This is a genomic window from Bifidobacterium avesanii (genome assembly GCF_009299475.1).
In the GTDB taxonomy this organism is placed as follows: Bacteria; Actinomycetota; Actinomycetes; order Actinomycetales; family Bifidobacteriaceae; genus Bifidobacterium; species Bifidobacterium avesanii.
This window is the reverse complement of sequence record NZ_WBSN01000011.1, coordinates 37258-48926: the sequence shown is the minus strand read 5'-3', so window position 1 is coordinate 48926 and position 11669 is coordinate 37258. Positions and strand designations below refer to the sequence as shown.

The following is an 11669-nucleotide window of genomic DNA, read 5'->3' as shown; positions in this document are numbered from 1 at the left end:
GGCGGCCGTCGGGGGGATATCCACGCAGTTGTGGGGCGGCCGCACGCACGACGCAAACGCATCGAACATTTCATCGCATGGTCTTGAGAAGGAGACAACCATGACAACGCAACACACCACATTGAGGACTCGGTTCAAGTCGCTTGCAGGCGGCATCGGCGCCGCGCTCACCGCATTGGCCGCATTGGCCGGTCTGCTGGCGGCGGTCGGATCGGGCGCGGCACCCGCCATGGCCATCGGGCGGGAGGACACCGGCGAGGTCACCATCGGCAACGTCGAAGCCGGCACGACGGCCACCGCGTACCAGGTGCTCGACGTGCGGTACGACTACGCGGCGGACCGGCCGTCGAACCCGCAGTACGTCTGGTCCGAGGGCGTGCGGGCATGGGTGACGGAGCACTATCCGCAGTACATCGGCGATGACGGCGCCGTCACCGACCAATTCGCGGACCTGCCGTCCGACACGGTTGTCGCGTCGGGCTCGTCCGCGGATCGCGCGCCCGCGACGGACATCGCGGCGTTCACGGACGCCCTGTCCGCAGCCGTCGTCCTGCGGAAGGCCACGCCGGCCGACACCGTGACGGTCACGGCCACCGTCGTCGCGGGCGAGGAAGCGTCCGCACGGTTCGACCTGCCCATGGGCGGCTACCTGATCCACGTCACCGGCGGCGCCTACGTGTACCGGGCGGTGATGGCGAACGTGATTCCCGCCTTCCACGACGGCTCGTGGCGCATCGACCCGGTCTCCATCGCGTCGAAACGCGCCCTGCCCGGCGTGGACAAGTCCGTCAACGAAACCGTTCCCGGGCATGTGAGCGGCAAGGGCGCCAACGGCACCGGCTCCGATTCGGCGGGCATCGGGGAGACCGTGTCTTTCGACCTGCGCGCCGACGTGCCGGTGTTTCCCGCCAACGCCGTCAACAGGCGGTTCGTCCTCGCGGATGCGCTGGACCCGGGACTGACGCTCAACGCCGACTCGATCACCGTGAGCGGCGTCAACGCCGGGGTGGAGGAGACGCCGCTCGTCGCCGGGACCGCCTACGACCTCGTCACGTCCGACGCCAAGGACTTGGACGGCCACGCGGTCAGCTTCCTCGTCGACATGAGCGCGGAACGGTACGCCGCGGTCGCCGGATACCGGAGCATCCACGTGCGCTACACCGCCGTGGTGAACCGGAACGCCGTGGTCGGCCCCGGCGGCAACCGCAACGAGGTCAGGCTCCAGTACTCCACCAACCCGTACGCGCAGGACGACCACCGCACCGAACGCGACGACGTGGTCGTCTACGCCTACGGCCTCGCCATCCTCAAAACCGGCTCCGACAACCATCCGCTCACCGGCGCCGAATTCGAACTTCTCGATGCCGACGGCGCCACGCTGCGGGTGGTCGCCGTGGACGAGGCGCGCGGACTGTACCGGCTGCCCGAGGCCGGGAAGACGGAGGGCTTCGCGCAATCCCTGCACGTGGCGACGGACGCGGCCAATCCGGGACGGCTCAACATCGCGGGACTCGATCAGGGCGACTACGCGCTGCGCGAGACCAAGGCGCCGGAGGGGTACGTGCTGAACTCCACGCCGATCGCCTTCACCATCGCCGACACGGGCAAAACCGAAGACGGACTGGGCGAATACACCGGCAACGTCACCGGCCAGGAGGACGCCAACCCCGGCTATGCGTTCGGCACGGTCGCCAACTTCAAGGGCGGGCTGCCGCAGACCGGCGGCGTGGGCACGGTCGTCTTCGGCGTGGTCGGCGCGCTGCTGATCGCCGGCGGGGCCGTGCTCATGGCGACGCGCGTCGGGCGGCGTGCGCGGCGGCGGTAACGGGCGGCGGACGATTGCGGCGACGCAGGCGGAAAGGAGGGGATGAACGATCATGGCGGCAAGGCGCATGGCAAAGCATGCGGCAAGGCGTCGGAACCCGGGTGTCGCCGCGGTCGCAGTGCTGCTCATTGTGGCTGGACTCGGCGTGTGCCTGTACCCGGCGGCGGCGAACATGCTGGCCAACCGGGCGCACGCCGCGGCCATCGTCGGTTACCGCGCCGCCGTGTCGCAACTGGACGCGGCGGCGCTGCAACGGCAATGGGAGGCGGCGGACCGGTACAACCGGGCGCTCGCCAATGGCCGCGTGCCGGTGCCGGATGCCTCCGCACCTGTCCCCGGCACGGCTTCCCCCGACTATGACGCGCTGCTCAATGTGGCCGGCGATGGCGCGATGGGGTATGTGACCATACCGCGCATCGGGCTGCTGCTGCCGATCTACCACGGCACCGGCGAGGAGACACTGGCGAAGGGCGTCGGGCATTTGCGGCGCTCCTCGCTGCCGGTCGGCGGCGACGGCTCGCACGCCATCCTGACCGGTCATCGCGGTCTGCCGTCGGCCGAACTGTTCACGCGGCTGGACGAGCTTGCGGTGGGGGACCAATTCTCGGTCACCGTGCTGGAACGCTCCCTGACCTACCGCGTGACGAGTGTGCGCACGGTGGAGCCGCGGGAAATCGCCGGTTTGGGCATTGAGCCCGGCCGCGATCTGGTGACGCTGGTGACGTGCACGCCGTACGGGGTCAACACGCACCGGCTGGTGATCACCGGTGAGCGGGTCGGCGACGGCGACGCCGTGGACGCGGCGACGGCGCCGACGGGTGATGGCCGGATTCCGTACATGGCATGGATTGCGGGCGGGATCACGGTCCTGCTGTCGGCCTTGGCGATTGGCGCCGCGCGCACCCGTTCGCGGATTCATGCAAGGACGCATACACGGACATATACACACAAGGAGAACAAATCATGAACAACGCATTCGACGAGGAGCAGATGATGCTGCTCCGGCGCATTCCGGCGGTCAGAATGGTTTCGCCGTCGCGCATCTACTACACCAACACGTTCCGCAACGAGTTCCGCAGACGCGTGAACGCCGGCGAATCGCCGCGGGCGGTGTTCGAGGCGGCCGGTCTGGGACCGCAGATCATCGGCGCCAAACGCATCGAACGGTGCGCCGAACGGTGGATGCGCGGCGGGGACGTGCCTGAGGACAGGCCGGCCGGAGCGCGGAGGAACGGGCGGGGCGCCGCCGATTGCGCCATCGGCGACCGTGGCGTTGCCGGCTGCGGTGCCGATCAATGCGGTATCGCCGACAGTGCCGTTGCGGGCGATCGTTCGCCTCGCGTTCTCGCCCGACGCGGATACGCGTACGCGTGCGGCGCGGGAACTCGGGTGGCCCGGTTCGTTGGGGACGCCGGCGCGAATGACGGCGGTGACGTGAATGACGGCGGCGGAACGAGTGCGGCGGCGTCCCATGCCGGCGTCGTCGGGACGCTGGATGCGGACGGCGCGGCGGGTGACAACGGCGTGACCGATGAGAACGGTGCGACGGATGCCCGCGAGCTGCGTACCAGCAACGTTTTCGGTGCCGTGGATTCGGCGGCGGACGCGGATGTCGGCGCGGACGGCGGCATGGTTGCCGGCGCGGACGACGAGGCCGAAGTGCGCGGAACGGGCGGAGCCATCGGCGCGGCATACGGCGTTGCAAATTCGATGGATGGGGATGCGGAGGAGCGCGGCGCGCTGTATGGCATTGCCGACGATAACGCGGGCAATGCCATCGCGGACGACGAATCGGCCGGCGACGCGGAAGATACGGTCGGGCAGGTGTTCGGAGCGGTTTCCGAGACCGAGGTCGGCGGCGGAATGGACGGCGCCGGCGATTCGGACGGTTGCGGCGGTTCCCACGAGTGCCGTGGCGCCGATCGCTCCAAGGGCTTCACGCCCATGCCGGCGCCGTACATGCCGAGCAGCGTGTGCCACCGGTATTCCGTGGAGGCGGTGCTGCTGCGCTATCGGGCGCGCATCGAGGAGCTCGAACGCCGGCTCGATGCGCTCGAATGCGGCGAGGCACTGTCTCAGCGCTTGCCCTCGTAGAGATCCTTGTCGATCACGTCGGCGAACACGCGGTTGACGGCCGGGCGCACCACCTTGAGCGACGGGGTCAGGCAGCGGTTGTCCTGCGTGAACTGCTCGTCCAGCACCACGAACTTGCGCACGGACTCGGCGCGGGACACCGTCGCGTTGGCTTTGTCCACGTAGGTTTGGATCTCGGCGCGCACCTCGTCGTTCACGGCGGCCTCGGCGATCGGCATGTCCGCGGGCAGCCGGCGCGTGGGCAGCCATGCGGCCAGCCCTTCCGGATCGAGCGTGACGAGCGCGCCGATGAACGGGCGGGCGTCGCCCACCACCACGGCGTGCTCGACGATCGGGCACTTGCCGATCTCCTCCTCGAGCGGGATCGGCGAGACGTTCTTGCCGCCGGCCGTGATGATGATGTCCTTCTTGCGGCCGGTGATGGCGATGCGGCCCTCGTCGTCGATCGTGGCGAGGTCGCCGGTCTTCAGCCAGCCGTCGGCGGTGAACGCCTCGGCGGTCTTGGCCGGCAGGTTGTGGTAGCCGCGGAACACGTTCGGTCCCTTGACCTCCAGCTCGCCGTCGTCCGCGATGCGCACGGACGAACCGGGAGCAGGCTGGCCCACGGTGCCGATCACGTTGTCGGTGACGCGGGTGGCCGCGAACGGGGCGGCGGTTTCCGTCATGCCGTAGCCCTGGATCATCGGCAGGCCGATGCCGTTGAAGAAGTGCGCCAGATCCTCGGACAGCGGGGCGCCGCCGCAGGCCACGTAGCGGATCTTCGGGCCGAGCGCGCCACGCACCGTGCGGTAGACCAGCGCCTCGTACATCGCGTGCTCGCTGATCTGCCTGGCGGTCGGCTTCTCGCCGGCCTGCTGGGTGCGCGACCAGTCGCGCGCGGCCTCGGCGGCCTTGAGGAACAGTCGGCCCTTCATGCCGTTGCCGGCCTTGCGGGAGGCCGCGTTGTAGACCTTCTCGAACACGCGCGGCACGCCCAGCAGGTACGTCGGCTGGAAGGAGCGCAGGTCGGGCAGCAGCGAACGGGTGTCCGGAAGGTAGCCGACCACGCCGTCGTCGGTGCCGATCGACACGTACTGGATGAACCGGGCGAAGCAGTGGGCCAGCGGCAGGAACAGCAGCAGGCGCGGGTGGTCGTCAGCGACCATCTCGTGCAGGCAGTCGGTCGCGGCGCGCACGATGGACAGGAAGTTGCGGTGCGTGAGCTCCGCGCCCTTGGGTGCGCCGGTCGAACCGGACGTGTAGACGATGGTCGCCAGATCGTCGGCCCTCACCGAGGCGATGCGCCCGTCCAGCTCCTCGTCGGTGATCGAGGCGCCGAGCCCCTGCAGCGCGCCCATGGCGTTGTTGTCGAGCATGAGGATGCGGCGCAGGGCCGGGCACGCGTCCATCACCGTGTACAGGCGGTGGAAGCGCGTCTCGTTGTCCGCGATGGCCAGCTTGACGTCGGAATCGACGAGGATGCGCTTGGCCTGCTCGGCGGAGTCCGTGTCGTAGATCGGCACGCTGACCGCGCCGATCGCCGCCAGCGCGAAGTCGAGCACGCCCCACTCCCAGCGGGTGGGGGAGAAGATCGTCACCGCGTCGCCCTTGCCGATGCCGAACGCCATGAAGCCCTTCGCGGCCGCGCGCACGAGCTTGAGGAACTCGCCGCTGGTGATCGTGGCCCAGCTGCCCGGACCGGTCTTGCGGCTGGCGATGACCGTGTCCTCGCCGGTGCGCGCGATGCGCTCGGTGAGCAGTGAGAACAGCGATTCGTCATCGCGCACGACGATCGATTCGCCCGGGGTGGTGTATTCCTGCAGCATGCCTGTCATCCTTCGATTCACGGGGCCGTATATGGCTATCCAATATCGCCATGGTAGGCAAACGCGGGCGGGCGCGGATTTGTGGAAACCTACAAAAATGGTTTGCCGTGTTTGGTCGGACGGCGCCGGGGTCGCGTCCGGCCGCGTACGGGAGTCCGGCGCCCGCGCGGTCAGGCGGTCACCTTGGCGGTGAGGAACGCGGCGAGGCGGCGGGCGCCGGCGGCGTCGAACGCGTAGGAGCCCGTGACCCTGCCACGGTCGATGGCGAGCACGCCGTCCGCCGCCGCAAGCGCGAACTCGGGGTCGTGCGTCACCACGACCACCGTGCGGCCGGAGGCGGCGAGGCTGCGCAGCAGGCCGGCCACCTCGCGCATGTGGCGCATGTCGAGGCCGCTGGTCGGCTCGTCGAAGATCACGATGTCGCGCCCGGACGCCAACGCGGCGGCGATGGCCACGCGCTGCTTCTGTCCGCCGGACAGGGACAGCGGATGGCGGTCGGCCACCTCGGCGAGGTCGAGGTCGGCGAGGATGCTTCGCGCCTTCGTCTCGCGGGCCGCGGGGCCGGTCGGCTCATCGCCTGAACCGTCGCGTTCCGGCATGGCGAGCAGCACCTCGTCGAGCACCGATTCGGTGAACAGCTCGCAGTTGACGTCCTGCAGCACGGTGAAGCAGGCGTTGAGGCGGGCCTTGCGGTCGAGGGGCTTGGCGGGCTTGACCGGTTTGGCGTCGGTGCCGGGCGTCGCGGCCGTTGCGGAAGCCGCGCCCGACGGCGGCATGGCTGGCGGCGCCAGCGTGCCCTTGCAGCGGCGGTCGAGCCCCTGCAGGCAGCGGACGAACGTGGACTTGCCGGCGCCGTTGAAGCCGGTGACCGCCGTGACGCGGCCGGCGGGCAGCAGCGCGTGCGGCACGTCCAGCGTGGGCTGCTTGGCGCGGCGGTAGGTGTAGGAGAAATGGTCGACGGCATAGGATCGCGCGGTCTCCGGCGCGGAGCCAAACGCGGAATCGGCGGCGGAATCGGCGGCGGAGACCGTGCCCACGATCTGCTCCGCGCGGACGGGGCGCAGACCGAGTTCGCGCCGCTCGGCGTCGGACAGGCCGCGCAGCTCGTCCCCGGTCATCTCGCGCTCGAGCCGGCCGTGGCGCAGGTACCATGCGCGGTCGATGAGCCCGTCGAGCCAGTAGAGGCGGTGCTCGGCGATCACCACGGTCTTGCCCTGCCGTTTCCACAGGGCGATGATCGCGCGCAGGTCCGCGATGGCCCGCGCGTCGAGGTTGCTGCTCGGCTCGTCGAGCACGAGCACGTCCGGGCCGGCCGTGGACACCGACGCGCAGGCCACCTTCTGCTTCTGCCCGCCGGACAGGTTGGTGATCGGGCGGTCGAGCAGGTCCTCCATGTGGAAGTCCGCGGCCACCGAGGCGATGCGCGTGCGGATCTCGTCCGGAGGCATCTGGAAGTTCTCGCAGGCGAAGGCCAGCTCGCCGGTCACGTCCAGGGTGAAGAACTGGCTCTTCGGGTTCTGGAACACCGAGCCCACATGGCGGGCGATCGCGGCGAGGCCGCCCGGTGCGGAGGCGGTGTCGAGCCCGGCCACGGCGACGTGCCCGGTGAGCGTGCCGTCGAAGTAGTGCGGGGCGAGTCCGTTGATCAGTCGCGTGACCGTGGTCTTTCCGCAGCCCGAATCGCCGCACAGCAGCAGCGTCTCGCCGGATTTGATCTCGCCGTTGAGGTCGTAGACGCCGGTGTGCGCGTCCCCGGCGTATTCAAACGTCACCTGATCGAAGTGAATCATCCGTGAAAACCCTTTCATGCGGGAGGGATTCGATTTCTGACCTAACGCGCTCGGCAAAGGCCGTGCCGCACCGGCGTGGGCAAGTGCGAAAGCCCGGAAATGGCCGTTCCGGCGCGGCGATCAATGCCGGTTACATGGCGGGCGCGGTCAGAAATCGCCATCGGCGATCACCAAGGCAGCGCAAGGGCCGCGAAACAGGCCGCGCAGCCGGCGGCGAGCAGCCAGTCCTGCCATCCGAAGCCGATGCGCGCGATGCTGGTGCGCGTGGGGGCCGCGCCGAGGCCGCGCGTCAGGGCCGCCTGGCTGAGCTCGTCGGCGATCTTCACCGAGTTCGTGACCATGGGCACCACGCGGTACTCGAACATCTCGGACGCCTTGCCGCCGCCCAGATGCACGCCGCGCATGCGCATGGCGTCGTTGATCTGCCGGGCCTCGCCCACCACGGTGGGGAAGAAGCGGAACATGACGGCCAGCGGGATGGTGACCGCCTGCGGCACCCGGGCGCGCTGCAGGGCGGCGATGAGCTCGCCGGCCGTGGTGGTGAACAGCAGCCAGTAGGAGGCGATGGCGCTGGGCAGCGTCTGCGTGGTCATGCCCAGCGTCGCGTAGATGAACCAGCCGAGGAAGCCGCCCACGTGGGGCAGCAGCCACTCCGCCGCCGCGTAGGCGACGCCCAGCCAGACCAGAAACACCAGCGCCGCGCGGGGGCGGCCGCTCACCGCGAGCAGCAGGAAGGAGACCACGGTGAGTGCGCCGCGGACCGCGGACGCCGCGGGGGCGGACCCGCCGAGCATGGTCAGGCAGAACGCGCCCACGGTGAGCGTGAACAGGATCTTGGTGCGCGGGTCGAACCGCAGGATGCCGCGGTAGCTGGCGGTGGAGAAGTTCATGGGATTCCGGGCGGGATGGGGCTCGGGCTCAGACCAGACCGGCGCGCTGGAAGTGCTTCTTCATGAGCACCTTGGCGATCCACGCGCCCGCGAAGCCGCCGACCACGCCCATGACGACGATCACCGGCAGCATCCACGTGGGGAAGAGGTTGGCCATGTTCTCGGCCCACTCGGCGCCCTTCTTGGCGGCCTGCGCGGCGAGGTAGTCGTTGCGTCCGATGTAGAACGGCAGGAACAGGCCGAGGTTCCACAGGTTGAACACGCCGGCGGACAGCACGTTGAGGGCGAGCTTGCGGTAGCCGCCCGCGCGGGCAATGAGGTCAGCGGCCACGCCGGCCACGATGGCGGTGACGATGGTGTACCAGTTGCCGTGGATGACGCCCATGATGAGCGCGAGCAGGACGCCGACGATGGTCACCGCGCCGAAGTGGCGGGACTTCATGAGCACGAGCATGTAAGGCACGCCGCCGAGGATGCCGCAGGCGAGGCCCATGAACAGCTGGCCGCCGGGGATGAGGTTCGCGATCATGGCCGCCACGCAGATGAGCACGAAGTAGAGGACCGTGTAGACGCCGATGTAGATGTAGTCTCGTGTGTTGAGTTTGTCGTTGGACATGTGTTTCTCGATTCCTTGCCATGCCCCGGAAAGGCGTTCTCAGGGCGTACTGAAACCGCACCTTACGGCAGTGCGCGGCAAAAGTCACTACTTGTTTTTGGAAATGTTTTATGGTATGCGCGGATTGGCGCGGCGGCGGGCGCAGGGAGCCGGCGGCCCCGTCCTCGGCGGTGGCTCGGCATATAATCGCACGCGGAACCGCGAACGAAACAGGGAACCTAAGGGGACCATATGAACGACCATCTGTCCGAGGCGCTGAAGAACATCCCGCCGAACGCGCCCGCCCGCATGCTGGGCCTGCTGCTCTCCGGCGCCGCCAACGGCACGCCGATGCGCATCGTGGACGAGGACGCCCTGCCGCGCACGTTCGCCCGCCCGCAGTCCGTGCCCGAGAACTGGCGAGATCAGGCCGACGCCCGCGCGCGCGAGTACGGCGCGAACGACGCCGACGTGGCCGCCGCCGACGCCTTCGAAAAGGAGCTGGACGAGCACGACGCCTGGGGCCTGTGCTTTTTCGGCTGGTCCAACGCGGCCGGCTACGGCTACACCGACGACCACGACTCCCGCGCGGTGGCCGTGGACGGGTGGAACGCGTACGAGCACTTCGAAGCCCTGCCGTTCGGCGCGCAGACCGTGATCGCCGTGCGCGCGCTCATGGGCGACACCGACGCCGACCGCGTGTCCGCGTGGTGCTTCATGAAGCACGAGCGCAACATCACGTGGGACGTGGACTACCGCTGACGCCTGGAACGCGCGGGCGCCGCGTGGACAACGCGTGGACCACGCGCGGGAAACGGCAGCGGGGCAAAAGACGGACGAAAGACTGACGGAAGACGAGGAAAGGGACGCAATGAGCGAACTGGACAAGGCCGCGGCGCAGGTGCCGATGATCGAACTGTCGGACGGCAACCGGATCCCGCAGGTGGGCCTCGGCGTGCTGCGCATCGACGACGAGGGCGTGGTGCCGGTCGTCGAATCGGCGCTCGCGGCCGGGTACCGCCACATCGACGGCGCGGCCGGCTACAACAACGAGGCCGGCGTGGGCCGCGCGCTCGAGGCGGCCGGCTTCACGACCGGCGAGGCGCGCAAGTCCCTGTGGATGACGACCAAACTGCGCGACTCCGAGCAGGGCTACGACTCCACGCTCAGGGCGTTCGACCGCCAGCTCGGCCTCCTGCGCCTCGACTACGTGGACATGTACATGATCCACTGGCCCACCCCGTTCGACTGGCGCAGCGACGTGAGCTGGAAGGCCATGGCCAAGCTGCGCGACGAGGGCCGCATCCGCGCCCTCGGCGTGTGCAACTTCCTGCCGGAGCATCTGGAGCGCCTGCACGAGGAGACCGGCGCGTGGCCGGCGGTCGACCAGCTGGAGATCCACCCGACGTGGCAGCAGCGCGAGACCGTCGCCTACTGCAAGGAGCACGGCATCGCGGTCGAGGCGTACTCGCCGATGGCCCGCGGCAAGGACCTCGAGGCCGGAAACGGCACGATCGAGCGCATCGCCGAGGCGCACGGCAAGAGCCCCGCGCAGGTGATTCTGCGCTGGCACGTCGAGAACGGCACGATCATCATCCCCAAGTCCACGCACGCGGCCCGCCAGCGCGAGAACATCGAGCTGTTCGACTTCGCGCTCACCGCCGAGGAGCACGCCGCGATCGACGCGCTGGACGGCGACGGGCGCATGGGCCACGATCCGATGACCTTCTCGTACGCCTGATCGGGAACAGTCGTCGGGAACCGTCATCGGAAGCCATCGGAAGGCGTAACAGGAGCAACAGGACCGATATGACAGGACGACGATACCGCCGCCCATCCCGCCGTCCGCGCCGCAACGCGAGGTACCGCCGCGCCGCGTGGGGGTCGTCGCCGCTGGAGCGCGTGCTGATCCTCGTCGTGGCCGCGGTGATCGCGGGCGTGACGGCCGGCGTGCTGCTGCCGCGCGTGAGCCCGGGCGTGGGCGAGGTCACCGGCGCGTACACGGCCGTGGGCGACGCCGCGACCACGCTGGACACGCTCGCCGTGGTGGACAACCCGAAGCCCGCCTCGCAGTACGACCGCGACGCGTTCGGATTCCGCAAGACCGACGACGACGGCGACGGGTGCGACGTGCGCGAGGCCGTGCTCAAGCGCGACATGACCGACGTGACGTACACCAAGGCCGGCGGCTGCAAGGTGAAGACCGGCGTGCTCGACGACCCGTACACCGGCGCGACGATCCACTTCACGCGCGGGGTGAAGACCAGCACGGCCGTGCAGATCGACCACGTGGTGGCGCTGGAGAACGCGTGGAAGTCGGGCGCGAGCACGTGGGACACGGCCCGGCGCTACCAGTTCGGCAACGACATGTACAACCTGCTCGCCGTGGACGGGCCGGCCAACGAGGACAAGGGATCCGCCTCCGCGGACGCGTGGCTGCCGGAGAACAGGGCGTACCAGTGCCCGTACGTGGCGCGGCAGATCGGCGTCAAGGCGAAGTACGGGCTGAGTGTGACCAGCGAGGAGAAGCGCGCCATGAAGGGCGTGCTGCACAACTGCCCCGGCGAGGGCGTGCCCGTGCGGTAGCCGGGGCCGCCCGCGCCGTTACACGCTTGGCGCCCGCCTGCGGTACAACTGTGGCGGACAAGAAGGAAGCGATCGGTAATCGGC

10 protein-coding genes are annotated in these 11669 nt (G+C 69.3%); 6 read left to right on the top strand and 4 right to left on the bottom strand.

Translation table 11 applies throughout. The features are described from left to right. Positions 1–100: 100 nt before the first annotated feature. From DSM100685_RS06940 to DSM100685_RS06930, 3 genes are all read left to right on the top strand, one after another. Positions 101–1825, top strand: coding sequence for a SpaH/EbpB family LPXTG-anchored major pilin (locus DSM100685_RS06940; protein WP_152350629.1), 1725 nt, complete (start codon positions 101–103; stop codon positions 1823–1825). Between the two features lie 67 nt (positions 1826–1892). After that, on the top strand, positions 1893–2792 hold the full coding sequence (locus DSM100685_RS06935; protein WP_163201031.1) for a class C sortase: 900 nt from the start codon (positions 1893–1895) through the stop codon (positions 2790–2792). After that, positions 2789–3919 carry an HTH domain-containing protein gene (locus DSM100685_RS06930; protein ID WP_152350627.1) on the top strand — a complete coding sequence of 377 codons (1131 nt, stop codon included), beginning with the start codon at positions 2789–2791 and terminating at the stop codon, positions 3917–3919. The genes DSM100685_RS06935 and DSM100685_RS06930 overlap by 4 nt, the downstream gene beginning before the upstream one ends. On the opposite strand, the gene DSM100685_RS06925 is transcribed toward DSM100685_RS06930, so the two are convergent. The 4 genes from DSM100685_RS06925 to DSM100685_RS06910 form a co-directional block, all read right to left on the bottom strand. Further along, the gene (locus tag DSM100685_RS06925) at positions 3901–5724 is read right to left on the bottom strand and encodes an AMP-dependent synthetase/ligase (protein ID WP_152350626.1); all 1824 of its coding nucleotides are present in this window, start codon (positions 5722–5724) and stop codon (positions 3901–3903) included. The genes DSM100685_RS06930 and DSM100685_RS06925 overlap by 19 nt on opposite strands. 170 nt (positions 5725–5894) lie before the next feature. Beyond that, positions 5895–7514, bottom strand: a complete 1620-nt coding sequence (locus DSM100685_RS06920) for an ABC transporter ATP-binding protein (protein ID WP_152350625.1) — start codon at positions 7512–7514, stop codon at positions 5895–5897. Positions 7515–7681: 167 nt separating this feature from the next. Continuing rightward, positions 7682–8404: an energy-coupling factor transporter transmembrane component T gene (locus tag DSM100685_RS06915; protein WP_152350624.1), complete on the bottom strand. Its 723-nt coding sequence runs from the start codon at positions 8402–8404 to the stop codon at positions 7682–7684. A gap of 28 nt (positions 8405–8432) precedes the next feature. Then, on the bottom strand, positions 8433–9020 hold the full coding sequence (locus DSM100685_RS06910; protein ID WP_152350623.1) for an MptD family putative ECF transporter S component: 588 nt from the start codon (positions 9018–9020) through the stop codon (positions 8433–8435). A gap of 231 nt (positions 9021–9251) precedes the next feature. Between DSM100685_RS06910 and DSM100685_RS06905 the strand changes: the two genes are divergently transcribed. The 3 genes from DSM100685_RS06905 to DSM100685_RS06895 all read left to right on the top strand — a co-directional run bounded on the left by DSM100685_RS06905 (position 9252) and on the right by DSM100685_RS06895 (position 11585). Further along, positions 9252–9761, top strand: coding sequence for a hypothetical protein (locus DSM100685_RS06905; protein WP_152350622.1), 510 nt, complete (start codon positions 9252–9254; stop codon positions 9759–9761). Between the two features lie 109 nt (positions 9762–9870). Next, a complete protein-coding gene (locus DSM100685_RS06900; protein WP_152350621.1) occupies positions 9871–10740 on the top strand; it encodes an aldo/keto reductase in 870 nt (289 codons plus the stop codon). A 68-nt stretch (positions 10741–10808) separates the two neighbouring features. Next, entirely contained in the window at positions 10809–11585 is a 777-nt protein-coding gene (locus DSM100685_RS06895) for an HNH endonuclease family protein (RefSeq protein WP_152350620.1), read from the top strand. The last annotated feature ends 84 nt before the right edge of the window (positions 11586–11669 follow it).